16 protein-coding genes are annotated in these 26,836 nt (G+C 73.2%); 12 read left to right on the top strand and 4 right to left on the bottom strand.

The window, feature by feature from the left end:
- The first annotated feature begins 51 nt into the window (after window positions 1-51).
- The 11 genes from AB0M11_RS06070 to AB0M11_RS06020 all read left to right on the top strand — a co-directional run bounded on the left by AB0M11_RS06070 (window position 52) and on the right by AB0M11_RS06020 (window position 19,471).
- Window positions 52-1,395 carry an FAD-dependent oxidoreductase gene (locus AB0M11_RS06070; RefSeq protein WP_365701879.1) on the top strand — a complete coding sequence of 448 codons (1,344 nt, stop codon included), beginning with the start codon at window positions 52-54 and terminating at the stop codon, window positions 1,393-1,395.
- Window positions 1,392-2,276, top strand: a complete 885-nt coding sequence (locus tag AB0M11_RS06065; RefSeq protein WP_365701877.1) for an SDR family NAD(P)-dependent oxidoreductase — start codon at window positions 1,392-1,394, stop codon at window positions 2,274-2,276. Before AB0M11_RS06070 ends, AB0M11_RS06065 begins: the two co-directional genes overlap by 4 nt.
- 209 nt (window positions 2,277-2,485) lie before the next feature.
- Window positions 2,486-3,550 carry a transposase domain-containing protein gene (locus AB0M11_RS06060; protein WP_365701875.1) on the top strand — a complete coding sequence of 355 codons (1,065 nt, stop codon included), beginning with the start codon at window positions 2,486-2,488 and terminating at the stop codon, window positions 3,548-3,550.
- 377 nt (window positions 3,551-3,927) lie between these two features.
- A complete protein-coding gene (locus AB0M11_RS06055; RefSeq protein ID WP_365701873.1) occupies window positions 3,928-5,694 on the top strand; it encodes a fatty acyl-AMP ligase in 1,767 nt (588 codons plus the stop codon).
- Complete coding sequence (locus AB0M11_RS06050) at window positions 5,691-11,462, top strand: SDR family NAD(P)-dependent oxidoreductase (RefSeq protein WP_365701871.1); 5,772 nt, start codon at window positions 5,691-5,693, stop codon at window positions 11,460-11,462. The genes AB0M11_RS06055 and AB0M11_RS06050 overlap by 4 nt, the downstream gene beginning before the upstream one ends.
- The gene (locus AB0M11_RS06045; RefSeq protein WP_365701869.1) at window positions 11,459-14,527 is read left to right on the top strand and encodes a beta-ketoacyl synthase N-terminal-like domain-containing protein; all 3,069 of its coding nucleotides are present in this window, start codon (window positions 11,459-11,461) and stop codon (window positions 14,525-14,527) included. The genes AB0M11_RS06050 and AB0M11_RS06045 overlap by 4 nt, the downstream gene beginning before the upstream one ends.
- Window positions 14,524-15,315 (top strand): thioesterase domain-containing protein, encoded by a 792-nt coding sequence (locus AB0M11_RS06040; RefSeq protein WP_365701867.1) that lies wholly within the window; start codon window positions 14,524-14,526, stop codon window positions 15,313-15,315. Before AB0M11_RS06045 ends, AB0M11_RS06040 begins: the two co-directional genes overlap by 4 nt.
- Window positions 15,316-15,348: 33 nt before the next feature.
- Window positions 15,349-16,353: a beta-ketoacyl-ACP synthase III gene (locus tag AB0M11_RS06035; protein WP_365701865.1), complete on the top strand. Its 1,005-nt coding sequence runs from the start codon at window positions 15,349-15,351 to the stop codon at window positions 16,351-16,353.
- A 31-nt stretch (window positions 16,354-16,384) separates the two neighbouring features.
- Window positions 16,385-17,770: an NAD(P)/FAD-dependent oxidoreductase gene (locus AB0M11_RS06030; protein ID WP_365701863.1), complete on the top strand. Its 1,386-nt coding sequence runs from the start codon at window positions 16,385-16,387 to the stop codon at window positions 17,768-17,770.
- On the top strand, window positions 17,767-18,759 hold the full coding sequence (locus AB0M11_RS06025; protein ID WP_365701861.1) for an AfsA-related hotdog domain-containing protein: 993 nt from the start codon (window positions 17,767-17,769) through the stop codon (window positions 18,757-18,759). The genes AB0M11_RS06030 and AB0M11_RS06025 overlap by 4 nt, the downstream gene beginning before the upstream one ends.
- A gap of 31 nt (window positions 18,760-18,790) precedes the next feature.
- Window positions 18,791-19,471, top strand: a complete 681-nt coding sequence (locus AB0M11_RS06020; RefSeq protein WP_365701859.1) for a response regulator transcription factor — start codon at window positions 18,791-18,793, stop codon at window positions 19,469-19,471.
- Between the two features lie 50 nt (window positions 19,472-19,521).
- Here the strand turns inward: AB0M11_RS06020 and AB0M11_RS06015 are convergent, their stop codons facing one another.
- The 3 genes from AB0M11_RS06015 to AB0M11_RS06005 form a co-directional block, all read right to left on the bottom strand.
- Window positions 19,522-21,057: a long-chain fatty acid--CoA ligase gene (locus AB0M11_RS06015; protein WP_365702030.1), complete on the bottom strand. Its 1,536-nt coding sequence runs from the start codon at window positions 21,055-21,057 to the stop codon at window positions 19,522-19,524.
- A 94-nt stretch (window positions 21,058-21,151) separates the two neighbouring features.
- The gene (hemA, locus tag AB0M11_RS06010; protein ID WP_365701857.1) at window positions 21,152-22,381 is read right to left on the bottom strand and encodes a 5-aminolevulinate synthase; all 1,230 of its coding nucleotides are present in this window, start codon (window positions 22,379-22,381) and stop codon (window positions 21,152-21,154) included.
- Window positions 22,382-22,458: 77 nt separating this feature from the next.
- Window positions 22,459-24,057 (bottom strand): AMP-binding protein, encoded by a 1,599-nt coding sequence (locus AB0M11_RS06005; protein ID WP_365701855.1) that lies wholly within the window; start codon window positions 24,055-24,057, stop codon window positions 22,459-22,461.
- A gap of 488 nt (window positions 24,058-24,545) precedes the next feature.
- Here AB0M11_RS06005 and AB0M11_RS06000 point away from each other — a divergent pair, with 488 nt between their 5' ends.
- Window positions 24,546-25,187 carry a TetR/AcrR family transcriptional regulator gene (locus AB0M11_RS06000; protein WP_365701853.1) on the top strand — a complete coding sequence of 214 codons (642 nt, stop codon included), beginning with the start codon at window positions 24,546-24,548 and terminating at the stop codon, window positions 25,185-25,187.
- On the opposite strand, the gene AB0M11_RS05995 is transcribed toward AB0M11_RS06000, so the two are convergent.
- Window positions 25,157-26,776, bottom strand: a complete 1,620-nt coding sequence (locus AB0M11_RS05995; protein ID WP_365701851.1) for an FAD-binding protein — start codon at window positions 26,774-26,776, stop codon at window positions 25,157-25,159. The two genes, AB0M11_RS06000 and AB0M11_RS05995, sit on opposite strands and share 31 nt — an antisense overlap.
- Window positions 26,777-26,836 lie beyond the last annotated feature (60 nt).

The following is a 26,836-nucleotide window of genomic DNA, read 5'->3' as shown; positions in this document are numbered from 1 at the left end:
CGCGCTGATCATCCCCTCTGATCCACCCACCCGTTCCTGGAGTGATGAACCATGCTGGGAAACCCAGTCGGAGACGGCGTTCGCGTCGCGGTGGTAGGCAGCGGCATCTCGGGCATGTCCGCCGCGCTCCAGCTGGAGCGCGCCGGTTACGAGGTCGACGTGATCGAACGGGACGACCGGCTGGGCGGTCGCTTCGGCATCGCCAGTCTGGGCGACCGGCCGGTCATGATGGGCGGCAAGAACATCGGCAGGCGCTACACCGCGTTCCGCTCCTGGCTCGACAGCCTCGGCACCTACGCGTGGGAGTCCTTCGGCATCAACACCTCCGTGATGAAGGAGGACGAGGTGCTGACCCTGGACAGCACCCGGCGCGGCCGCTCCCTCGCCAGCGTCCGCAGGATGGCCACCCCGCGCGACCTGGTCCGGCTGGCCGCGATGGCGGCCCGGATCCAGGCCGACGAGTCCAACAAGTTCCTGGGCTCGAAGTACTTCACCGAGCTGTCCCGCAGTCACGATCACGAGCCGCTCAGCGCCCACTTCAGCGAGAAGATCGTCAAGTCGCTGCTGCGTCCCATGACGGTCCGGATGAACGGCGCCGAGCCCGACGACGTCTACCTGGGCACCTTCGGCACCAACCTGGCTCTCCTGCTCGACCACTACGACCAGCTCGTGGACAGCGTCCAGCCCGCCCTCGACGCCTTCTCCCGACGCGTGAACGTACGGCTCAACACCACCGTCGAGGGCCTGCTGGTGCGCGGTGGACGGCTGGCCGGGGTCCGGCTGGCGGAGCACGGCAAGGAGGCGCAGGACGCCGAGTACGCCGGCGTGGTCGTGGCCGTGCCCGCCTACAGCGCGGCGGACATCGTCCGCGACGAACTGCCCGGCCTGAGCAAGCGGTTGTCCGAGGTGCGCTACAACCCCTCCAGCGTGATGCTCGTCGAGTACGACCGGCCCGTCTTCAGCTCCCAGGTGCGGGCGCTGGCCATCCACGACGACGGGCCGTGCAGCAACGCCGGCTCGTACGGCATGAACGACCGGCACATCGTCCGCTACACCTTCAGCGGCCGGGGCGCGCGCAACACCGAACTGTCCCCGGAGCAGTTGGAGACCTGGGTCGCCGACGCCGAGCGGCGGCTGACCCGGTACCTGAGTGTCGGCCGGGCCAGGCCGATCCGGTCGGTGGGCAAGATCTGGCCCGCCGCCTACAGCGCCTATCTGCCCTACCACGGCGAGTTCCTCTCCGACGTGGAGCACGCGGTCGCCAGCCTGCCCGGGCTGGAGCTGTCCGGTGACTACCTGTGGGGCGTCTCCATCGAGGCCTGCACCCGGGCCGGCAACGCGGCGGCCGCCCGTCTGGACGCGGAGCTGTCCCAGCACGCCCCGGTGCGGTCGTGATCGGCCGCCGTGCCGGCTCGGCCGGGCGCGGGTGGGCGGTGGTGACGGGTGCCTCGTCCGGCATCGGCGCCGCCCTGGCGAGCGAACTCGCCGCCCGGGGGCATCGTCTGCAGTTGGTGGCCCGGCGCAAGAACCGCCTGGAGAGCCTGGCGGGCGAACTGCGCCGACGCCACCGCGTCGAGGTGGTGGTGCGCGAGTGCGACCTGTCCGACCGCGCGGAGCGGGCCGACCTGTGCCGTGAACTGGCGACGCTGGAGGTCAGCACGCTGGCCAACAACGCCGGCTTCACCACCTGCGGACCGCTGGCCGACAGCGACCCGCGGCGCGAGGCGCAGGAGGTCGAGGTGAACGTCGTCGCGGTGCACGATCTCACCTTCGCCGTGCTGCCCGGAATGCTGGCCCGGCGCAGCGGACGCATCCTCATCACCGGCTCCACCGCGGGCATGCAGCCCGTGCCGACCGCGGCCACCTACGCCGCGACGAAGGCGTTCGTGAACACCTTCGCCGAGTCCTTGCACGGCGAACTGCGCGGCACCGGCGTCAGCTGCACTCTGCTGGCGCCCGGCCCGGTGCGCACCGAGTTCATGACGGTGGGCGGCGCCGAGCAGCTGGAGGAGCGCACCTGGTTCGCGTGGCAGACCCCCGAGGCGGTGGCCAGGGCGGGACTGCGCGCGGCCCGGTGGGGCCGGCGGATCGCCGTGCCCGGTCCGATGGCCAGACTCCAGGGGTTCACCGGTCGCCATCTGGCCCACGAGCTGACGTTCCTGGTCCTGCGTACCGTCGTCCTGCCCAGGCTCCGCGAGCCGGGGCGGACCGCTGCCGCCACCGCGTCGGCCGAGCAGCGGGATCCGCCGACGCCGGCGCGCGGCCGCGAGATCTAGGATGTCCTGAATTCCGGTTGCGCCGATTCAGCGGCGCCACTTGATTCCGAAAGGGACGCACGGAGAAGCTGCCGAGGACGCAGGTAGACGGCTTGGGTCGGAGACCCGGCCCGGCGCGTCACGGCCCGAACAGCAAGAGGAAGAGGAAGCGGAACAGGAAATTCTGTCCGGCGGTGGGATTTCGTCGCCGGAGTCACGGGGGAGAAATGATGAACGAGATAACCGAGGAGCGCTTATCGGACCGGCTGGCGATCGGGATGCTGGCCCTGGTCTATCCGCCGGAGATGATTGAGCGGGCGATCCGCAGGTGCGGCCGGCTGGGCGTTCGCAACCGTCTGCTGCCACCGCAGATCATGGTCTACTTCGTGCTGATCATGTGCCTTTTCCCGAACGAGTCGTACGAGTCGGTGGCCCGGCTCCTGGCCGAGAGCCTGCCCATGACCATTCCGGGCCAGGCGCTGAAACTCGGCACGGTGCCCTCCACCGCAGCCGTGTCACGGGCCCGGATGCGGCTGGGCGTCGAGCCCATGAAAGCGCTTTTCGCCGACGCCGCCCGGCAGCCCGCGCCGGGCGGCGGCCAGGGCACCCGCTACCGGGGCTGGCGGCTGCGCACGCTGGACGGCAGGGTCACCAACGCCTCCGACTTCCCCGACACGGCCGCCGCGGACCACGGGCAGCCGGCCGGGGCCTCGTCCGCGTTGCGGGTGAGTGTGCTGGCCGAGGAAGGCACCGGGATGCTGCTGGACGCCGAGATCCTCCCGGCCGAGGCCGGCCTGGAGGTGGCGGCCGAAGGGCTCCTGCGCCGGCTCGGCCTGGGCGATCTGCTCCTCGCCGACCGCGAATACGCCTGCCCCCGGCTCTGGCACACCGCCGTGGCCAGGGGCGTCGACCTGCTCTGGAGCGTCGCCGACGACTCCCTGCCCGCCCGGCCGGTCAGCCGGCTGCCGGACGGCTCCTGGCTGTACCGGATGCCGCACCCCGAGAACCCGGCCGCGCCCGCGGTCGGAGTGCGGGTGATCGACGCCTGCCCGAGCGGCGGTCCACGGCTGGCCACCACCCTGCTGGACCCCGCCGTGGCGCCGGCCGCAGAGCTGCGCGGCGTGCACACGGACCGCTGGTCCTTCCTGCGGGCCGCCGACCAGCTCCACGCCCTGCGGCGGTCGCCGAAGAAGGCGTTCCGCTCCCGCTCCCCGGAAATGATCGAGCAGGAGCTGTGGGGCTATCTGCTGCTCTACGGTGCCATGCGGAAGCTGTCCAACAATCGCTTCCCCTGAGTCGCCGTACATTCCAGCCGCTTAAGTCACCGAAATAGCCCGCCGCTTAAGTCACCGAAATGCCCCGCCGCTTAAGTCACCGGAAAGCCGTGGACACGGAATTCTCCGAATGAAGTTGACGCCGGACGTAGCGGACGGATATCGTCGCGAAGGTGTCCGCCCGGTAGGCGGACGAGTCCGAGCCAAGTCATTCGAACGCGGCTTTCCGGGACGATCGCGCGGGCTCCGCGCCGGGCCCGCACGGGGCCATGCGGTGTCGACGCCGGGTGGGAACGAATCCGTATCTCACTGCGCGGCAACTGCGCCCAGCCGTTTTGCTGTGCGATATGGCCGTGCCGTCTTCGAGTACCTATGGGAGCGGGAAATTGGAAACGCCATTGAAGGCTCCGAACATCTCCGCGCTGCTGTCGGAGAACGCACAGCAGCGAGGTACGGAGACCGCCTACACCATCCTGGGCAACGGCCATGACGAATCCGACGTCCTGACTCATGGTGCGCTCGACCTGATGGCGCGGGCCACCGCAGCTCGGCTGCAGCGTTCACTGCGGGCCGGCGACCGGGCGCTGGTCCTCGCCGTCGACAACACCGACTTCATCCGGGCCTTCATGGCCTGCCAGTACGCCGGTGTCGTCGCGGTCCCCGTCGCCCCTCCCCTCCCGCTGCGCAATCCGCGCAAGGTCACCACCCTGCGGACGATCGCCCAGGACTGCGGCGCCCGCGCCGTCCTGACCGGCAGCGGCACCGCACTGCACGAACCGATCCGGGAGTTCTCACCGGAGCTGGCGGCGCTGGAGTGGATCGAGGTCGACACCGTGCCGGTGAGCGAGGCGGCCGGCTACCGGGCGCCGCGCATCCGGGCCGAGGACCTGTCCTTCCTCCAGTACACGTCCGGATCGACCTCGCTGCCCAAGGGAGTGATGGTCAGTCACCGGGCGCTGCTGCGCAACGAGGAGATGTTCTCCGCTGTCATGGGGATGACCTCCGAGGACGTGATCGTGTCCTGGCTTCCGCTGTACCACGACATGGGCCTGATCGGGAAAGTGCTGCAGTCGTGCTACCTGGGCGCCCATCTGGTCCTGATGCCGTCGGCCGCCTTCGTGCAGCGCCCCGCGCGCTGGCTGCGTGCGATCACCCGCTACCGAGGCTCGGTCTCCGGTGCCCCCAACTTCGCCTACGACCTGTGCGTCAGCCGCGTCCTGGAGGAGGACCGGGCCGAGCTCGACCTCAGCAGCTGGAAGGTGGCCTTCAGCGGTGCGGAGCCGATCCGGCCCGCCACCTTCGAGGCGTTCGCCCAGGCGTACGCCCCGCACGGCCTGGCCCCCGAGACGCTGCAGACCGGCTACGGGCTCGCCGAGGCCACCCTGGTCGCTTCCGGCGGAGTACGCGGTCAACGGCCTCTCACCCGTGACGTCGACCGCGAGGAACTGCGCCGGGGACGGGCGGTGCCCGGCGACGACTACACGATGATCAGCGTCGGACGCGCCCGGCTGAGCCGCAGGTTCGTCATCGTCGACCCGGCCACCCTGCGCAGCTGCGAGGACGGTGCCGTGGGCGAGATCTGGATGTCCGGCGCGGACCTCCCGCTCGGCTACTGGGGCCGCCCCGACGCCACGCGCGAGACCTTCGCGGCCCGACTGGCCGACACCGGCGAAGGCCCCTTCCTGCGCACGGGCGACCTCGGCGTTCTCCTCGACGGCGAGCTCTACGTCACGGGCCGGCTCAAGGACGTGATCATCGTCGGCGGCCTCAACCACTACCCGCAGGACATCGAGGCGTCCGCCGAGGCGGCCCATCCCTGGATCCGGCCCGGCTGCTGCGCCGCGTTCGCGGTGGAGCGCGACGGGCGGGAGCAGGTCGTTCTGGTCGCCGAGGTGATCCGGCCGTCCGGCAGCTGGCGAACCGGTGACGAGGCCGCCGCGTCGGCCGTACCCACGCTGGCGCAGATCAGGCGCCAGGTGGCCGTCGCGGTCAGCGCCGACCACGGCATCCAGCTCGACGACATCCACCTGGTCGCACCCGCCTCGACGTTCAAGACGTCCAGCGGGAAGATCCAGCGCGCCTGGTGCCGTACCGCCTACGAGCGGGGTGAGTTCACTCCGGCCCGGGAGCCGGGTGGCCGTGCCCTTGAGGGAGTCACCCGATGACGGTGGAACGCCGGACCTCCGACTGGCTCACCCGGGCCGTGGCGGAACTGCTGCACCTGCCCGCCGGGGACATACCGACCGACCTTCCCTTCGCCGCGCTCGGTCTGTCCTCCATGCAGGTACTGGAACTCTCCGACCGGCTCCAGGTGTGGGCCGGCGTCGAACTCGGTCCCACCGCCGCCTACGACCATCCCGACATCGACGCGATCTCCGCCCATGTGGCCGCGCTGAGCGGCGCGGGGACCGGTGCCGAGGCCGCCGAGCCGACCGCACCGCTCCGAGGTGCCAAGGCCGCCGAGCCCGTCGCCGTCGTGGGGATCGGGTGCCGGGTCCCCGGTGCCGCAGGGCCGGAGGCCTTCTGGACGTTGCTCACCGACGGCGTGGACGCCGTCGGTGAGGTGCCGTCCGACCGGTGGGACCCCACGGCGTTCGACGATCCCGGCGCGGCCGGCCCGGAGCGGGTGAACGCGCGCTGGGGCGGCTTCCTGGCCGACGTCGCGGGCTTCGACTCCGAGTTCTTCGGTGTCGCCTCGCGCGAAGCCGCCCGGATGGATCCGCAGCAGCGCCTCGCCCTTGAGGTCGCCTGGGAGTCCCTGGAGGACGCCGGGATCGCCCCCGACCGGCTGTCCGGTTCCCGCACCGGCGTCTTCATGGGGGTGTCCAGCTTCGACCACGGCACCGCCGTGTTCAGCTCGTTGGAGGACGCCCAGCCCTACGACGGCACCGGCGGCGCGCTGAGCATCGTCGCGAACCGGCTGTCCTATGTCCTCGACCTGCGCGGGCCCAGCCTGGTGGTGGACACCGCGTGCTCGTCCTCCCTGGTCGCGGTGCACCTGGCCTGCCAGGCGCTGCGCGCCGGCGAGGCCGAGCTGGCGCTCGCCGGCGGGGTCAACGTCATCACCAGCCCCCGCATCGCCCTGAGTTTCAGCCAGGGCGGGCTGATGGCCGCCGACGGGCGCTGTAAGCCCTTCGACCACCGGGCCGACGGCTATGTGCGCAGCGAGGGCGTCGGCGTCGTGGTCCTCAAACCGCTCTCCGCCGCCGTCGCCGACCGGGACCGGGTCTACGCGGTGATCCAGGGCAGCGCCGTCAACCAGGACGGCCGGACGAACGGGCTGACCGCGCCGAACGGCCCGTCGCAGGAGGCCGTGCTGCGTGCCGCGTACCGTGCGGCCGGGGTGCCCACCAGTGACGTCGGCTATGTCGAGGCGCACGGCACCGGCACCGCGGTCGGCGACCCGATCGAGGTCGCCGCACTGGCCGGTGTACTCGGCACGGGCCGCCCGGCCGCACGCCCCCTCAGGATCGGCTCGGTCAAGTCCAACCTGGGCCATCTGGAGGCGGCCGCGGGGGTGACCGGGCTGATCAAGACCGCGCTCGCCCTGCACCACCGGCGGATCCCGCCGACCCTGCACTACCGGCAGGCCAATCCGCTGCTGGGGCTGGACCGCGTCCCGGTGACCGTCGTCGCCGACACCACCGACTGGCCGCTGCGGGCGGACGGCACCCCGGCCGCGGCCGGCGTCAGTTCGTTCGGCTTCGGCGGAACCAACTCCCATCTGGTGCTGTCCGCCGCACCCGAAGCGGCCCCCGAGGCCGCCGACGCCTCCGTGGCCGACGGGGCGCATACACCGCCTCGGCTGATCCCCCTCTCCACCCGCTCCGCCGACACGTTGCCGCGACGGGCCGCCGCCTGGGCGGCCCAGGCCCGGTCGGCCACGGGCGACCCCGGCTGGCCGGCCCGCTTCGGCGCGGCCGCCGCTCATCGCACCGAGCATGCCCCGTACCGGGCCGCGGTGGTCGCCGCGGACGCGAAGGAGGCCGCCGAGGCGCTCGACGCGCTCGCCGCCGGCGAACGAAGCGCGTACGCCGTGCCGGGCCGCCGGACGGCCCGGCACCGGCCGAAGGTGGCGCTGGTCTTCCCCGGGCAGGGGTCTCAGTGGGCGGGCATGGGGCGCCGGCTCGCCCTGACCGTGCCCGTCTTCCGTTCGGCCGTCCGGGAGGCGGACGCCGCGATCGCCCGCCATCTGGGGCGTTCGCTGTGGAGCGACGAGCACGGTCTGGTCGCCGAGAGCACCGCCGAGGTCCAGCCCGCTCTGTTCGCGATGCAGGTCGCCCTGGCCGAGACCTGGCGTGCGTGGGGGCTGCGGCCGGCGGCGGTGATCGGCCACAGCATGGGCGAGATCGCCGCGGCCCGGGCGGCCGGCGCGCTCACCCTGGCCGACGCTGCCGCGGTGGTGTGCGAACGCAGCCGGCTGCTCACCGAGATCTCCGGGCTCGGCGGGCTGGTACTCGTCGAACTGGGCGAGGACGAGGCGGCCGCGCTGATCACGGGCCGGACGCACGAACTGTCCGTCGCGGCGCTCAACGGCCCGCGCGCCACCGTGCTGTCGGGCACCCCGGCGGCCCTGGACGAGGTGGTGGCGCGCCTGGACGCCCAGGGGGTGTTCGCCCGTCGGATCTCGGTGGAGTTCGCCGCCCACAGCCCCCAGGTCGAACCCCTCCAGCCGCGGCTGCGCGCCGCGCTCGCCGCGCTCACCGCCCAGGACTGCGACGTCGCGCTGTACTCCACCGTGACCGGCGAAGCGGTGCGCGGGCACGAACTCGGCCCCGACTACTGGGTGACCAACGTCCGGGCCCCGGTGCGCTTCGGCCCCGCCCTGGGGCGGCTGCTCGCGGACGGCTGCGACACCTTCGTGGAGATCGCCCCGCACCCGGTACTGGCCCGGCCGGTCGCCGACCACCTCGACGAGAGCGGCCTCACCGAGGCCCTCGTGGTCTCCTCGCTCCGCCGCGACGAGGACGAACCACGCTCCCTGCTGACCGCGCTGGGCACGCTGTACACGGCGGGCGTGCCCGTCGACTGGAGCGCGCTTCACCCGGGGCCCGCCCGGCACACCCCGCTGCCCCGGCACGGCTGGCGGCACCGGCACTTCCCGATCGCACGGCTCGGCGACGGCCGACGCCCCACGTCCGCCCGCCGGACCGGCGGGCGGCTGCTGGGCGCGCGTGTCCCGGTGGGAACGGAACCGGCGTTGCGGCTGTGGGAGTTGCCGCTCGGCCCGCAGAGCGCGCCCGAACTCCTCGACCACGTGGTCGAGGACGTCCCGCTGGTCGCCGGGGCCTACTGGCTGACCGCCGCCGTCCAGGCCGCCGCGCAGACGGCGCAGGGCAGGCCGGTGGCACTGCACGAGGTGTCGTTCGCCCAGCCGTATCCGCTGCTGGACGAGGGCCGGGAACGGCCGCTGCAGATCGCCGTCCGGCCCGGTCCGGACGGCCGGGAGCACTTCACCGTCGTCTCCTGCCCGTCCGACGGCCGCCCGGTGACCCACGCGGAGGGCGTGCTCGGCGAGGCGCCCGGCGGCACTCCCCTCGGGCCGTCCGGCGACCTGGACGAGGTCCGGGCCCGCTGCGCCACCGAGGTGCCGGCCGACGGCCACTACCGGCGGCTGGAGGCGGCCGGGTTGCGGTACGGACCCCGGTTCCGGGGCCTCGAACGGCTGGCGGTCGGTGACGGCGAGGCACTCGGCCGCGTCCGGCTGCCCGAGGGGCTGGACGCCGGCGCGCCGCCGCTGCACCCGGCGCTGCTCGACTCGTGTCTGCACACCGTGGCCGCCGCGACCGCCGGGACCGGCCGGCAGGACGCGCTGCCCCTGCCGGTGGGCGCGGACACCGTGTGGAGCGCCACCGAGGGCACCCCCCTGCGCACCGGCTGGTGCCACGCCCGGATCCTGGAGGCGGGTCACGAGCGGATCGTCGCCGACGTCACGGTGCTCGACGACACCGGAACCCGCGTCTGGTCCGCGACCGGTCTCCGGATCCGGCTCACCGCCCCGCGGCGCCGGCCCGAGGACGGCCGGCTGTACGAGGTGCGCTGGACGCCGTACGACACCGGGCCCGCAGCGCCGGACCCCGGCCGCTGGCTGCTCCTGGCCGACGAGGCGTCCCTGGGGACCGCGGCCGGCCTGGCCGAACGGCTCACCCGGGCCGGCGCGCACTGCGCGACCCGCCGGCCCGGCGCGGACTCGGGCTTCGGCGATCTGACCACCGCCGAAGAGGACGGACCACTGCGCGGCATCGTCGACACCAGGGCCGCCGCGGTGCGGCCGGGGGCCACCGCGCAGGACGAGGCGGACCGCACGGCGGACGCCCTGGAACCGGTCCGGGCGGTGACCGGCGGACGATGGCGGCACGCCGCTCCCCGGTTGTGGCTGCTCACCGCGGGCACCCAGGTCCCCACCGGCGCCGCCGGGGACGAACTGCCCACGGGGGCCGGGCTGTGGGGACTCGGCCGGACCGTCGCCAACGAGTTCCCCGCACCGGGTTGTTCGCTGATCGACCTGGACCGCGACCCGGCCCCCCGGGACCTGGACGCGGCCACCGCCGCGCTCCTGGCGGCCGAGCCCTGCACGCAGGTGGCCGTGCGCGCCGGCGAGCTCACCGCGCCGGTGCTGCGCGAGGCCGCCCGCGATCCGCTGGCCGGCACGCGCGCACTGCGCGCCGACCGCGTCTACGTCCTCACCGGCGGCCTCGGCGAGCTGGGCATGCGGGTGGCCCGCCGGCTGGCCGGCCGGGGCGCCCGTCACCTGCTGCTGATCGGCCGCAGCGCCCCCTCCGAGTCCGCCGCCCGGCAGCTGGCCGAACTCCGCGCCGGGGGCTGCGACATCCGGGTCGCCCAGGCCGACGTCTCCGACGCGGACAGCCTGCGCACCGCGCTGCACGGTCCGCACCCCGACGCGGGCCCGGCCCGCCCTCCCGTCGGCGGGGTCGTGCACCTGGCCGGAGTCCTGGCCGACGCGCTGCTGCCGGACCTGGCGCCGCGGGACCTGGCCCGTGCCTTCGCGGGCAAGGCGGTCGGCGCCTGGCACCTGCACGAGCTCACCCGGGACGAACCGCTCGAATTCTTCGTGCTGTTCTCCTCCCTCGCGGGCCTGATCGGTTCCCCGGGGCAGGGGGCCTACGCGGCCGCCAACTCCTTTCTGGACGCGCTGGCCTGCCGCCGGACCGCCCTCGGGCTGCCGGCGCACAGCATCGCCTGGGGCACCTGGGCCGGTGCGAGCCTCGCGGCGACCGGGGGCGGCACCGACCGGCTCGCCGCACGGGGCGTACCGCCGCTGGATCCCGGCACGGGGCTCGAACTGCTGGACGCGGCCCTGTGCGGCGACCGTCCGCAGCTCGCCGCCACCGCCCTCGACCCGGCCCGACTGGCCGCGGCGGGTGTGTGGCCGTCCGCCCGGGAACTGCTCGCCCCGCTGCTGACGGCCTGGCAGGACGGTCTGCCGGGCACTGCCGGCGCGCGGCCCGGCACGGTGGACGCGGAGATCCTGGCCGCCGGCAGCCCGGCACAGCGCCGGCAGGCGATGGTGGACTTCCTCACCGACCAGGTCGCCCAGGTGCTCAGCGCGCGGCCCGGCACGGTCGCGGCCGACGCACCCTTCCACAGCATGGGCCTGGACTCGCTGATGGCGATCGAGCTGCGGGGCCGGCTGGAGTCAGCGCTGGGCATCCGGCTCTCGGCGACGCTGGTGTACGCCCATCCCACGGTGGGCGCGCTCGCCGACCAGGTGCTGTCCCGGCTGCTGCCCGGCGACACGCCGACGACCGGCGAACGGAACGCATCAGACGGCCGGGGCGCCGCGCTGGTACCGCCCGGGGCGACGGCTCCGGGGCCGGACCCGGACACCGGCCTGGCGCACCTGGACGATGCCGAGGTGGCGGCGCTGCTCGCCGCGGAACTGGACGCGTTCGAAGCGGAAGGGGAGGAATGAGCGTGCCGACCGCGACCGACCAGCGCAGGCTGCTGGAGCAGGCACTGCGTCAGCTCAAGGACGCCCGGGCCCGGCTGGCCGCCGTGGAGCGCGCTGAGGAGCCCGTCGCCGTGGTCGGGGCAGCGGTGCGCGCGCCCGGCGGTGTCGAGGACCTCGACGGGCTGTGGCGGGTGCTGCGCTCCGGTACCGACACGGTGACCCCGTGGCTGGACGACCCCGAGGGCCGCCGTGACGGCGGTGGCCGCCGCACGGGCCGCTGGGCCGGGCAACTCGACCGGGTCGACGGCTTCGACGCCGAGTTCTTCGGCATCGACGCGGCGGAGGCCGACCGGATGGATCCGCAGCAGCGGCTGGTGCTGGAGGCGGCCTGGGAGGCCGTCGAGGACGCGGGGCTGCCCGCCGAACGCCTCCGGGACCGTCCCACCGGGGTCTTCCTCGGCCTCTACGGCGGCGACTACCTGACGGCGCAGTTGTCCGGGCAGGCCGCCATCAACGCCTACACCGCGCCGGGCGGCGCCCACACCATCGCCGCCAACCGGCTGTCGTATCTGCTGGATCTGCACGGCCCGAGTCTGGCGGTCGACACCGCCTGCTCCTCCTCCCTGGTCGCCCTGCACCTGGCGGTCCGGTCGCTGCGCGCGGGCGAGTGCGACTTCGCGCTGGTGGGCGGAGTCAACGTGGTGCTCTCGGAAGCCGCGATGTCGGCCACGGAGAAGGTACTGCCGACCGCGTCCGCCGGGCGCTGCCGTACCTTCGACGCGGCCGCGGACGGCATCGTCCGCGCCGAGGGCTGCGGCATGCTCCTGCTGGAGCGCCGCTCCGACGCCCACGCGGCCGGCCGGCGGGTCCGCTCGCTGGTCCGGGGTACCGCGGTCAACCACAACGGCCGTGCCAACGGCCTGACCGCGCCCAGCCCCACCGCCCAGGCCGCGCTGCTGCGCCGGGCGCTGGCCGACGCACGGGCCGACGCACGGGACGTGCTCTATGTCGAGGCGCACGGCACCGGCACCCGGCTCGGCGACCCCATCGAGACCGAGGCGCTGCGCGAGGTCTACGGCGAGGGCGACCGGCCCTGCGCGATCGGCGCGGTGAAGACCAACTTCGGCCACCAGGAGGCGGCGGCGGGCATCATCGGGCTGCTCAAGACGATCCTGGTCCTGGAGCACGGTCAGGTGCCGCCGAACCTTCATCTGGACCGGCTCAACCCGGAGATCGACCTGGGCGACAGCCGGCTGACGATCCCCACCGCGCTGTCCCCGCTGCCGGGCGCCGAGCGCCGTCTCGGTGCCGTGAGCTCGTTCGGCTTCGGCGGCACCAACGCCCACGTCGTGCTGGAAGGCCCGGTCACCGGGGCCCCGCGGTCACAGAACGAGCCGGCCGGTCCGCTGCGTGGCCGGCTGCTGCTGCCGTTGTCGGCCCGCAGCGGCCCGGCGCTCGGCGCCCTCGCCGCCGTCTACGCGCGACGGCTGGCCGGGCTGGACCCGCGCGCCGCCGAGGAACTCTGCGCGGCCGCGGCGACGAGCCGCGACCACCACGCCGTCCGGCTCGTCGCCGGCGCCGACTCCGCCACCGCGCTGGCCCGCGAACTGGCCGCGGTCCGCACGGAGTTCCTCCGCCCACGGGCCGCGGGGCCGCGCGTCGCCTTCGTCTTCAGCGGCCAGGGCACCCAGTGGACCGGCATGGGCGGCCGGCTCCTCGACGAGGAGCCCGTCTTCCGAGCCGAGGCAGAGGCGTGCGACGCCGTGGTCCGGAAGCTGGCCGGCTGGTCGGTGCTGGAGGAACTCGCCAAGCCCGAGGGGGCCGGCCGGCTGCACGAGACCGAGGTGGCCCAGGTCTGCATCGCCGTCCTCCAACTGGGCCTCGCCGCGTTGTGGCGGTCCTGGGGTGTGGAGCCCCATGCCGTGACCGGGCACAGCATGGGCGAGATCGTCGCCGCCCGGGTGTCCGGCGCCCTCGACCGCGAGGAGGCCCTCGACCTGCTCGTCACCCGGGCCCGGATCACCGAGGCACACGCGAGGGGCGGTGCGATGACCGCGATCGCCCTGTCGGCGGAGGAGGTGGCGGGGCTCGTCGAGAAGGCCGGTGACCGCATCGGCCTGGCCGCCGTCAACGGCCCGCGTTCCACCGTCGTCGCCGGGGATCCCGACCAGATCGCCCTCCTGGAGTCCCTCGTGGGTCCGGACGCCGGGACCAGGCGGCTGCCGGTGCAGTACGCCTTCCACAGCCCGCTGCTGGACGGGGCCGACCGGCGGCTCGCCGACGGCCTGCGCCACCTGCGTCCGCGCGGCGGCGGCGTGCCGCACTACTCCACCGTCACCGGTGACCGGGTGCGTGCCGACCAGCTGGACCACGTCCACTGGGGACGGAACCTGCGCGGCACCGTCCTGTTCGGCGCCGCCGTGCAGGCGCTGGCCCGGGACGGCGTGACCGTGTTCCTGGAGATCGGGCCGCACCCGGTGCTGCTCCGGGACATCGGCGCGACGCTGGAACGGGCCCCGGGCCCGCGGTACACCGTCACGGGCAGCCTGCGGCGCGACATGTCCGCACGGGAGTGCCTGGACAAGGCTCTCGGCGAGCTGTACGAGGCTGGTCTCTCCGTGCGCTGGGAGGCGGTGTTGCCACCGCCCGCCCGGCATGTGCCGCTGCCCGCCTACCCCTGGCAGCGGCGACGGCACTGGCTTCCGTTGGAGAGGGTCTCGGCGGCCACCGCTCCCGTGGGCGCCGACGACGGTGCGGCGTCCGTGGCCGCGCCGCCGGCGGCCGGGCGGTCGCCCGCCGAACTGGAGGCCATCGTCGCCGCGTACATCCTCGACCGACTGTCGGAGGCCCTCGACACGGACAGCGCCGCGCCGGTGCCGGCCGACGGGCCGCTGACCGCGCTCGGACTCAGTTCCCTGGCGCTGGTTGAGCTCAAGAACCGCATCGAACGGGACTTCGCGGTCGCCGTACCGCTCCAGGCTCTGCTGGAGGACGGCACCCCCCTGGCCCTGGCCCGGACGGTCGCCCAGGCCCTGGAACCGCGGGATCCGCACGACGACCTTCGCACCGGAAGTGACGCCTCATGAACTCTGTACCGCACGGCTCCCGGCCGGCCGCCGTCATGGCGCCGGCGCCCCCTCCCGAGTCGGGCGCGCTCCTCGTGCGGGCCCGGCCGGAACCCGCCGCCCGGATGCGTCTGGTGTGCTTCCCGCACTCCGGCGCCGGCCCGGCCGCCTTCCGGCGCTGGGCGCAGCGGCTCGCCCCCGGCATCGAGGTGTGGAGCGCGGTACTGCCCGGCCGGGCCACCCGGACGGGCGAGCCCTTCGCCAACCGGTGGGAACCGTTGGTCGAGGAGTTCGCCACCGCGGTGACCGCGGCGGTGCCGGGTCCGTACGCGCTGTTCGGGCAGAGCCTGGGCGCGATGCTCGCCTTCGAGGTGGCCCGCGAGCTCGGCCGCCGCGGCGGCGGTCCGGTGCACCTGGTCGCCGCCGCCAGCGCGGCGCCGGACGTCCGTGAGACACCGCCGATCCCTTCGGACGACACGGCGCTGGTCGAGGAGATCGACCGGCGCTACGACGGGATCCCCGCAGAGGTCCGGGCGGTACCCGAACTGGTCACGTACTTCCTGCCCGTACTGCGCGCGGACCTCGAACTGGCCGCTTCCTACGTCTACCGGCCGGGGCCGCCGCTGGACGTCCCGGTCACCGTCTTCGCGGGGGACCGGGACGGCACGGTGCCCGCCGCAGGCCTGGAGAGATGGCGCGGGCACACCGGCGCCGACTGCGAGAGCCACCGGCTGACCGGTGGTCACTTCGCCGTGACCGACCACGAGGACCACGTGCTGGACGTGATCCGGCGGCGGTTGTCCGGCTGACCGCCACCACCACGACGGAAGAAGGGGCACGGCATGGCCGCACCACTGGAATGCCCGCCCGCGCTGCGGCACAGCCGCATCGAGGGCTTCGGCACGTACCGGCCGACCCGGGTGGTCGGCAACGACGAGATCTGCCGGTCGATCGAGTCCAGCAGCGAGTGGATCGTCGCCCGCTCCGGGATCCGCAACCGCAGGTTCGCCTCCGCCGAGGAGAGCCTGATCGCCATGTGCGAGGCCGCCGGGGCCGCCGCGCTCGCCGATGCCGGCGTCTCCCCCGGCCAGGTGGACGCGGTGCTCGTCGCCACCATGTCCTACCGGCTGATCACCCCGTCGCTGGCGGCGCAGGTCGGTGCCCGGCTGAACCTCCCGTCCCCGGCGGCACTGGACATCGGCGCGGCCTGCTCCGGTTTCTGCTACGGCCTCGGGCTCGCCGGCGACCTGGTCCGCACCGGGAGCGCCGGCCGGGTGCTGCTCATCGGGGCCGAGCGGATGACGGACATCGTGGATCCCGGCGACCGGTCGACGGCGTTCCTGTTCGCCGACGGCGCCGGCGCCGCGGTGGTCGGTCCCGCCGACACCCCGGAGATCGGTCCGGTGGCCTGGGGCTCGGACGGGTCCCAGAGCGACGTCATCCGGATGTCCCATACGGGTGCTCCGGCCGGCCGGCCCGAGCGGGGTGCCGCGCCCGCGCTGCTGATGGAGGGCCCCGCCGTGTACCGCTGGGCGATCTCGCAGCTCACCGAGGTCGCCCAGCGGGCCATGAAGAACGCCGGAGTCGGCGCGGGCGACATCGACGTGTTCGTACCGCACCAGGCCAACCTGCGCATCGTGGAGTCGCTGGCCCGGTCGCTGAGTCTGCGCGACGACGCGGTGTGCGCCCGCGATGTGATCGAGGCGGGCAACACCTCCGCCGCATCCGTGCCGCTGGCTCTTGCCGCGCTGCGCGCGCAGGGCCTGGCCAGGCGGGGCGACCTGGCCCTGCTGATGGGTTTCGGCGCCGGTCTCGCCTACGCCGCCCAAGTCGTCCGGCTGCCGTGAGGCCGCCCCAGCCAACCCCGAGGAGTCCGTTGTGGCCGAGCAGTTCGACGTGGTGGTGGTGGGTGCGCGGGTGGCGGGTTCGCCGATGGCCACCCTGCTCGCCCGGCGCGGCGTGAAGGTCGCCGTACTCGAACAGGCGGTGTTTCCCCAGCCCACGCTGTCCTCCAACGTGTTGCAGGCCGATTCGCTGGCGTTCCTGGACCGCCTCGGCGTGCTGGGCCGGATCCAGGACACCAAGGCGCAGTTCATGACGCGCAGCGACACCCGGCTGAACGACTTCCGGTTCACCGCCGACTTCCCGTCCTTCGACGGCTACGTGGGCGGCGCCGCGTGCATCCGCCGGGTGGTTCTCGACCCGATCCTGGCCGAGGCGGCGGCCGGCGCCGGCGCCGACCTCCGGATGGGCACCAAGGTGACGGGGCTCCTGGAGGAACAGGGCCGGGTGTCCGGGGTCCGGTTCGTCAGGAACGGTGTGGAGTCCCGGATCAGGGCCCGGCTGGTGGTCGGCGCCGACGGCCGCGAGTCCACCGTGGCCAGGCTGCGCGGCGCCCGCCGTTACAACGTCACACCCAACGAACGCTGGTACTACTGGACCTACTTCGAGGGCGCCGACCTCACCGTCACGCCCACCTTCGTGCTGCACCGCTGGGAGGACCGGCACATCTTCGCCGGGCCCGCCGATCACGGCCTGTACATCGTGGGGGTGTCCCCGCAGAACCATGAGAAGGAGCGGTTCCGCCGGGACCGGCGGCGCTCTCTCATGGAGCACGTGCGCAGTTGCGAGCCGGTGGCGGAGGTGCTGGCCGAGGCCAGGATCGCCGAGAAGATCTACGGCATCCTGCGGTTCGACGGCTATTTCCGGGAGTCGTCCGGCCCCGGCTGGGTGCTGATCGGGGACGCCGGCCATTTCAAGGACCCGGCGGCCGGGCGCGGCATCGGTGACGCCTTCCGTCAGGTCGAGCGGCTGGTGCCGGCGGTACTGAGGGCGCTGCGCGGATCCGACACGGGGATCGACCGGGCCACCGCCGAGTTCGCACGCTGGCGCGACCGGCACTACGCGCCCTTCTACGGGCTCGCCAACGACCTGGGCCGAGTGGGCCCGCTGCCCGCCGTCGTACCCGAGGTGGTGGCGAAGCTGTACGGCGACGGTGACATCGACCGTTTCCTGCGGCTGTTCAGCCATCACCTCAGTCCGGCCGACGTGCTGACCCCGGGCCGGGTGCTGTCGGCGACGGCCCGTCGGCTGGCCGGCCCCGAGCGCGGCGGCTGGGACTTCGCGAAGGAGGTGGGCACGACGCTGCGCGACGAGGCCCGCCGCCGCTGGTCCGCGTTCCGCCCGGACTTCGAAGCGACACCGGCCCGCGCGGACGTGCCCGGCCGACGAACCACCCCTCTGTCCGAAGGCGGTACGACATGACCATCAACGACACCATGGAGCCGCAGCGGGTCCGGGAGCGCCTGACCTTCGACCGGACCGTGCCACGGGCCATCGCGCACCGCCGGGCGGTCGGCGAGGTCTTCATCACCGACTCCTCACCGGCCGGCCCCGACACCTTCCTGCTGGCCTGGCAGATTCCGCGGGCGCACGCGCTGTGGGGGGACCGGCTGACCGCCCACCACGATCCCTTCGCCACCGCCGAGGCCGCCCGCCAGGGCTGCTTCGTCATCGTCCACCGGTATCTGGGCATCGCGCTGGACCTGCCGTTCAGCCTGCAGCGGTTCGAGTTCCGGGTGACCGCGGGCCTGGAGCCGTACCGGGACGACCGGCGGTGGCCGCTGCAGGGCCTGTTGCGCTACCGCATCGGTCACAAGGAGTTCCGTGGCGGCGATCTGGGCAGTATGCGCGTCGACGGCGAGGTGGAGATCGACGGCACCACGGCGATGACCGTCAGCGGTGACGTGGTGTTCCTGTCGCGTGGCGACTACGAGGCGCTGCGCGCCTTCCAGCGGTCGCGCAAGCCCCTGGCCGCCGTCCCGTCGTGGCAGCCCGCCACTCCGGTGCCGGCCGCCCGGGTGGGGCGCCGTGACGAACGCAACGTCGTGGTCGGCGCGCCGGGTACGACGTCCTTCCCGGCGGGGTTGCTGCGCTATCCGATGGTCATGGACCGGGACCATCCGTCGTACTTCGACCATGACTACGACCATGTGCCCGGTCCGTTCATCGTGGAGGGCTTCCGCCAGGCCGGACTGCTCGCGGCCTGCGGCGCGGGCCTGCTGCCTTCGCCGGTGGCCGCCCTGACCGGTCTGACGGCCACCTTCGCCGACTTCGGTGAGTTCGAGGGGCCGTTGGAGTACGTGGCGGAGGCCACCCCCGGTACCGACGGCCGGGCCGACGTCCGCGTGGGCCTGCACCAGTTCGGCGCCGAGATCGCCGAAGGCCGGATCGAACTGACCCCCTGCCCCTGACGGCCCGTCAGAACATCCGAAGGAGCGAACATTGGCAAGTCAGGCGAACGACGCCGTACGGCGCGTCGCTGTGGTCATCGAGGACACGATCCACCGCTACGCCGTCGAAGGAATGCTGCACTCCGTCCCCGGCCTCGACACGGTCCGAGCGGGCCACGACGGCAGCCACCGCGACGGGCACCCGGTCGACGCGGTGCTCGCCGCGGCCGGCGACCTGGCCGCCGAGCCCGTGCTCGGCGCGGTGCGCGCGGTGTGCGCCCGGGGAGCCAGGCTGGTGCTCCTGGTGGACGGGCCGGAGGCGGCGGAGGTACCGCGGCTCGGGAACTGCCCGGTGCACGGTTTCCTCGACTGGGCGGAACTGGACCCGGGCACCCTGGCCGACGCGGTGGCGGACGTGCTGGCGGGGAAGTTCGCGGTCTCCGCCGGCCTGGCCCGGCGGCTGATCAGCCGGTCGGCCGCCGACGGCCGCCCGGCCCCGGCCGCCGTGCCGGGAGCACTGCGCGGCCCCGCCGGGGTCGCGCTGACCCCGCGCGAGCTCCAGGTGCTGCGACTGCTGGCCGAGGGGCTGAGCAACAAGCAGGTGTCGCGCCGTCTGCTGATCTCCGAGCACGGGGTGAAGCGGCTGGTCGGCAATGTCCTGGCCAAGCTGAACTGCCCCAACCGCACCCTGGCGGTGGTACGGGCCATGGACGACGGCCTGCTCGCCATCTGAACGCGCGCACGGCCCGGCGCGCCGGGCTGTGCCGCGCCGCCCGCCACCGCTCAGCCGCTCAGCCGGGCGGCCAGTTCGCGCTTCAGGATCTTGCCGCTGGGTCCGAGCGGGAAGCCGTCGACGAACTCCACTCTGCGCGGGTACTTGTACCCGGCGAGCCGGTCCCGGCTCCATGCCACGATCTCCGCGCCCAGCGCGGTTCCGGGCCGGACACCGGAAACCGTGCGCACCACCGCGCAGACCTCCTCGCCGTAGCGCTCGTGCGGCACCCCTATCACCGCCACCTCGGCGATCGCCGGGTGCCGCATCAGCACGTCCTCCACTTCGCGGGGGTACACGTTGTAGCCGTTGCGCAGCACCATGTCCTTCTTGCGGTCGACCACCGACAGATAGCCGTCCTTGTCCTTGACCCCGAGGTCACCCGAGCGGAACCAGCCGTCGACCAGGGCCGCGGCGGTGGCCTCGGGGCGGCCCAGGTAGCCGGCCATCACGCCGGGGCCGCGTACGACGATCTCGCCGACCTCGTCCGCGGGCAGCAGCTCGATCCGGTCCTCGACGTCGGAGCGCGCGATCTCCACCTCCGTACCCCACAGCGGCATTCCTACCGTGCCCGGCCGGGTCGGCCAGGCACGCTGGTTGTAGGCCACCGACGAGGACGTCTCGGTGAGTCCGTACCCCTCGTAGATCCGGCAGCCGTAGACCTCCTCGAACCGTTCGAGCACGGCCACCGGGAGTGCCGAACCACCGCTGTAGGCGCGGTCGAGGGGAGGCCGGCAGGGGTCCTTCCCGGCGGCGTCCAGCAGCGCGATGTACATGCTGGGGACACCCATCAGCACTGTGCAGTCGTAGGCGGTCATCGTGCGCAGCGCCTCGCCTGCCTCGAAGCGGTCCATCAGCACCATCGTGGCGCCGGCCCGGAAGCAGGTGGCCATGCCGCAGATCTGGCCGAAGGTGTGGAACAGCGGCAGGCAGCCCAGCAGCACGTCGTCGGGCCCGAAGGCGAACGGCGACTCCATGCCGATCTGCACGTTCATCGTCACGTTGAGCTGGGTGAGCATCGCGCCCTTGGGGCGGCCCGTGGTCCCGGAGGTGTAGAGCACCAGGGCCAGGTCGGCCGGGGCGCGAGGCACGGCCGCGGCGACCGGCTCGGTGGCCTCGGCGAGGCTGTCCAGCGCGAGTGCGCCGGGCAGTTCGCCGGCGCCCACCGTCAGCAGCCGGGTACCGGTCGCCTCCGCCGCCGGCCGGCCCTCGCCGAGCAGCGGGCCGGCGCAGATCAGGGCCGCGCACTCGGCGTCCCGCAGGATGTACGCGATCTCCTCGGCCTTCAGCAGGCCGTTCACCGGAACCACGACGGCGCCCGCGGCCAGCGCGCCGAAGTAGGCGGCGGGGAAGACGACGTCGTTGCCGATCAGCACCGCCACCCGGTCGTCAGGGCGGATTCCCGTACGGGTCAGCGCAGCGGCGTAGCACCGGGCCCGTCGCCACAGGTCCCGGTACGTCATTTCCTGGCCGTGCTGGACCAGCGCCGGGTGTTCGGGGCGGCGCAGCGCGGCCTCCCGGAGCACGGAAGCCAGGGACAGGGACAGGGACACACAACCTCCTCGCGTCAGGTCCGGGACGGCCTCGGGGCCGCGGGGCGCCCCGGACCGGTGGGAGTCCGGCCGGGAGCGGCGGGGCGCTTCAGCCTTCGACCGGGGTGCCGTTCCGGGGCAGGCCCAGTTCCTCCCAGATGCCGTCGAGCGCCTCGGCGAACTTCTCGACGTCGCTGGTGGTGTGGGTGGCCGAGGGGGCGACCCGGAGGATCTCCTCGCCCGCCCGCACGCTCGGGGCGTTGATCGCCTGGACGTAGATGCCGTGTCGCTGCAGCAGCATGGCGGACGCCCGCTGGCACTTGAGGTCGTCGCGGACCAGGACGGAGACGATGTGCGAGTCGGGCGAGACGAACGGGATGCCGCGTTCGCCCAGCAGCCGGTGCAACAGCCGCGCGTTGGTGGCCAGCCGGGTGCGCTCGACGTCGCTGGAGCGCAGGTGCTGGACGGCGGCGAGAGCGCCGGCGGCGGTGGCCGGCGGCAGCGAGGTGGTGAAGATGAACGGCCGGGAGAAGCTGCGGACCGCCTCCACCAGCGGGGCCGGGCCGGCGATGTAGCCGCCGGCGGTGCCGAAGCCCTTGGCCATGGTGCCCATGATCACCGTGAACCGGTCGGCGATGCCGAGCGAGGCGGAGATCCCGGCGCCCTCGGGGCCGTACATGCCGACCGCGTGCACCTCGTCGAGGAACGTGGTGGCGTGGTGGCGGTCGGCCAGGTCGGCGATCTCCTCCAGCGGCGCGATGTCGCCGGACATGGAGTACACCGACTCCAGCACGATCAGCTTCGGGCGGTCCGGGTCGGCGGCGGCGAGCAGCTCCGCGAGGTGTGCCGTGTCGTTGTGCCGGAAGATCACCTTCTCGGCACGGCTGTGCCGGAGCCCGTCGATGATCGAGGCGTGGTTGAGCGCGTCGGAGAAGACCAGCGTGTCGGGGTGCCGGCCGGCCAGCACGGTCAGCGCGCCGTCGTTGGCGGTGTAGCCGGAGCTGAACACCAGCGCCGACTCCTTGTGGTGCAGCGCGGCCAGTTCGTCCTCCAGCAGAACGTGGTAGTAGTTCGTGCCGCCGATGTTCCGGGAGCCGCCGGAGCCGGCGCCGAAGGCGTCGATCGTGGTCTTCATCGCCTCCAGGACCGACGGGTGCTGTCCCATGCCGAGGTAGTCGTTGCTGCACCAGACGCTGATCTCCTGGTCGGGGCCGGTGGTCCCGGTCCGGGCCATCGCGCTCGGAAAGCGTCCGGCGCGGCGTCCTATCTCCAGGAAGGAGCGCTTGTGTTCACCGAGTTCTTCCAACTCGGCGACGAAGAAGTTCAGGAGCTGGGTCATGGTCAACTCGCCTTCTGCGTGGCTGTGTTCGGCCTCCGCCGCGTTGCGGAGGGCCCGGTGCCGGGGGCGGCCGGCGCTCAGCCGGCGGGGTGGAGCCGGCGCAGCCGGTTCTTGTCGGGCTTGCCGGAGACACCGAGCGGGAGTTCGTCGAGGAAGTGGACCTCTTCCGGTGCGTGGGCGGGCGAGATCTTCTCCGTGACGAGCTTGCGGATGGCGTCCGCGGTCAGCTGGGACCCCGAGCGGCGGACCACCGCGGCGTGCAGGTGTTCCAGGTTGTCCAGGTCACGGATCCCGTAGACGGCGACGTCGGCGACGCCGGACAGGGTGGCGATCTCCCGTTCCAGCACGGCCGGGTAGATCTTCACGCCGTCGATCTTCACCACGTCGGCGACCCGGTCGACCAGGGAGAGGTAGCCCTCCTCGTCGAGGAAGCCGATGTCGCCGGTCAGGTACCAGCCGCCGCGCAGGGACCGGTTGGTCAGCGCGGGGTCGCGCAGGTAGCCGTCCATCAGGGCGGGCGAGCGGACCCACACCTCGCCGGTCTGCCCGACGGGCAGCTCCGTGCCGGACTCCTGGTCGCAGATCTTCAGCCGGACCTCGGGGAACGGGCGCCCGACCGTGGTGCGCAGCCGCGCGTCGTCGTGGTCGCCGGGTAGCAGGATGGTGATCCGGCCGGCCTCCGCGCTGCCGTACGCCTGGAGCAGGACCGGTCCGAACACCTCGGCGGCTTCGGCCAGTTTGGCGGGGGCGGCGGCGACACCGGTGTAGATCAGCGCCCGCAGTGTGCCGATGTCGGTCTTCTCCTCCTTCACCACCTCCATCGCCTGGTACAGGTGCGGGGTGGCCATGAAGGTGCGGGTGATGCCGTGTTCCTCGATCGCCCGCACGACCCGGGTGGCGTCGAACTCCTCGTGCAGCACGACCGTGCCGCCCAGGATCAGCACCGAGTCGGCCACCGGTCCCACCACGAAGCTCAGCGGGGTGGCCACGAGCAGCCGGGGATCCGGCTCGGACACCAGCGGGACGGTGCCGCGGACGGTGAAGTCCGCCACGCGATGGGAGACACACACCCCCTTGGGCTGGCCGGTGCTGCCGCTGCTGAAGGAGAGCTGAGCGAGCGATCCCGGTTCGCGGCGGGGCAGTTCGCCCAGCTCGGCGAGGATCTCCTCGCCGCTCTCTCGGGCGGGCGCCACCGCGGGCGGGGTGGTGAGTCCGCCGTCGGCGGGCTCCGCGAGCTGGAAGCGGCCCGAGGCGCGGTCTGCCAGTTCCCGGGCCCGGGGGGCGTTCTCGGTGTCGGTCCACAGCACGGCGGCGGCCGAGTCGAAGAGGATCCGCAGCTGGGCCTCGCGGGACAGGACCGGCACAGTGGAGCCCGGGTTCGCGCCGCGGATGAAGGTCACCGCCCCGCCGAGCAGATGGGTGGCGTAGCGGACGGAGAGCATCTCCGGGCTGTTGGGTGCCACGAGGACCGCCACCATGGTTCCCGGGCCGATGCCGAGCTTGCGCAGGGTCCGGACCGACTCGGCCACGGAACGGGCCAGCCGGCCCGCGGTGATCCACTCTCCGCGCCAGTGCACGGCGGCGCGGTCCGGGTCGGCGGTCAGCGCGGTCAGGAGTTCCAGGGCGTATCCGGCGTCCTCGTTCCGTGGCCCGTCCGCACGGTCCGTGTCCGTCATCGTGGTCTCCATTTCGAATGATCCGAAGAACTGGGTGCTTTCGGGCGGCAGTTGCGCTCTTCCGGGGGGACGTGCCTCAGCTTCTCCCGGTGCGCTGATCCCCGGAACCAACCATTGACGTGTCCGAACGGGCGTCCCCGCGTGCCCCGTTCGGCCACCCCGATCAGGGGAGGGGGGTAGCCCTTCGGCCACCCCCCTCGGCAGCGCGGCCACCTCCCCGCGCCGGCGCGACCAGACCCTCCAGGAAGGGCGCTCCCGTCAGTTCCTCGCTGAGCGCCCGCAGCCGGGGCCGCGCAAGGGGACGCATGCTGCCTTCCGGCCGGCTTCTCGTGCACGGAAGTCATTGCGATACGATTCGGTATCGTATCTTTAAAAGGGGTTGCCTGCCGGGCTCCTGCTACGGTGGCGATCATGTGGTCGGGACCGCGGGAGAAGGCCGGCGCCGGCGGCCACTGCGGGCCAGAACCGCGGAAAGTGGGTGCGGAGCAGTGACGCTGTCAGCCGACGAATCGGCCGCGAGGCGCGGGCGGCCACGCCGCGCGGATGTCGACCGGACGGTCATCGAGACCGTGCTGCGCCTGCTCACCGAGGGCTCCAGCTTCGCCGAGCTCTCGATCGAAGGCATCGCGAGAGAGGCCGGCATCGGCAAGACCACCGTCTACCGCCGCTGGCCGAGCAAGGACGCGCTCCTCCTCGACGTGCTGCAGAGCGTCGAGGAGCCGCTGCCGGAGCCGGCCGGACGCTCCCTGCGCGAGGACCTGGTCGGCGCGGTCGAGGCGACCAGGCTGCGCAACCTCGCCAAGTACGAGTCCGCGCTGATGCGGAACATGCTGACCCAGGTCCACAGCAGCCCGGAGCTCTGGCAGCGCTACCAGCACACGTTCGTGCTGCCGCGCCGCCAGGTCCTCGGCCGCATCCTGCGACGCGGGATGGACGCCGGGGAGATCCGTCCGGAACTCGGCGAGGACCTGGAGCTCCTGATCGACATGGTGGTCGGCCCGGTGCTCTACCGGGCCACCCTCCACCCCGACGCGCTCCTCGTCGACCGCCTGGCCGAGAAGGTCGTGGACACCTTCCTCGACGGAGTACGCCCGCGTCCTCAGTCCGGCAGTGCCACCGAGAGCGCGTGACGGAAGACGTCACCGGGGTCGTAGCGCTTCTTGATCTGCTGCAGGCGGGTGTAGTTCTCGCCGAAGTACAGCGTGGACCAGGGCGTGCCCGAGGTGTTCTGCTCCGGGTCGGCGAGGTCGATGTCCGGGTAGTTGATGTACGACCCGTCGGTCGCGGGACCGGGCGCGGGCACGCCCCCCGTGGCCGCGTACAGGTCGCGGTAGCAGGAGCGCACCCATGCGATGTGGTCGTCGTCCTGCGCCGGGTCCGCCCAGCTGCTGGCCAGGTAGCTGATGAGGACGGAGTCGCGGTGCGGGTTCGCGGTCGCCGTCCGCGGCAAGGTGTTGACCTTCCCCCCGAAGGCGAAGAGGAGAAGGGCGCCCACGCCGGAGTACGTGTAGGCGTTGAGGTGGTCGTACACGGTCTTGAACTGCTCAGGGGTGTACGGCCGCCGCAGGTACGCGGCCTTGGCCTTGCCCCGGTTGTACGGTGAGGGCCCGCCGCCGAACAGGCTGGCCAGCTGCGCCTGCAGCCAAGGCATCGTGGTCTGCGTGACCGTGTGCTTCGCTGCGACGCCGGCGTTGAGCGCGGCCACGTAGTCGTTCATCAGCCCGGCGGCGTCGGGCAGCGTCCCGTCCATCTCGGCGACGAGGCTGATGGCGCCCGCGCTGGGCTGGTCCAGGACCAGCGCGCTGTTCAGGCTCGCGTAGGGGCCGCCGTCCTCGCTGTTGGCGGCGTGCCAGGCGCCGTGGTTGGTGAGCAGGGTGATGAAGTCGCCCTCGCTCAGACCACTCCACGGCCAGGAGACGGTGGTGACGAGCACCGACTTCGGCGGCACCGGCAGCAGGGCCGAGGGGTCCGTCCCGGTCGCGTCCGGCGAGCGGAACAGATACCGGGTGACCACGCCGTAGTTGCCGCCGCCGGAACCGGTGTGAGCCCACCACAGGTCGCGGTGGGGGTCAGCGGGGTGCCGGGTGGCGACCACGGTCCTCGCGGTGCCGGACGCGTCGACCACCACGACCTCGACGCCGTACAGGTGGTCGACGCACATGCCGTGCCGGCGGGACATCGAGCCGAAGCCGCCACCCTGCACGAATCCGCCGACACCGACCGTCGGGCAGGTGCCGCCGGGGATGACGACGCCCCAGGCCAGGAGCAGCGCCTTGTAGACGTCGCCGAGCATGGCGCCCGACTCGACGGCGAAGGCGTTGTGCCGGGAGTCGTAGGAGACGTTCTTCAACTGGGACACATCGATGAGCATCCGCACCGCCGGGTCGTCCACCAGCCGGTCGAGGCAGTGGCCGCCGCTCCTGACGGCGATCCGCCGGCCCGCGTCGACGGCCGCCTGGACGGCCTGTCGCACCTCCTCCGTGGTGAACACCTGTCTGACCTCGTCCGGGGTGCCGGTGAAGCGCCGGTTCGCCCCGCGGGTCGTGAGGTACGGGTAGCGCGGGTCGTCCGGCAGCACGGCGACCGCGTCCGGCGGCCTCACCGAGGCACCGGTCGTGGCGTCGGCCAAGGCGGTGCCCTCGGCCCCTCCGAGGCCCAGTGCGGTGACGCCACTCGCCACGGAGGCGCCCACGAACGTACGGCGTGACAGTCCAGCCATCTCTCGTTACTCCCCCTGGTCCCGGCGGGCCTGCCGAACCGGCCCGCCGGGGTCGACGAT

Source organism: Streptomyces sp. NPDC051987 (genome assembly GCF_040680735.1).
In the GTDB taxonomy this organism is placed as follows: domain Bacteria; phylum Actinomycetota; class Actinomycetes; order Streptomycetales; family Streptomycetaceae; genus Streptomyces.
This window is presented reverse-complemented; position numbering and strand designations above follow the sequence as displayed.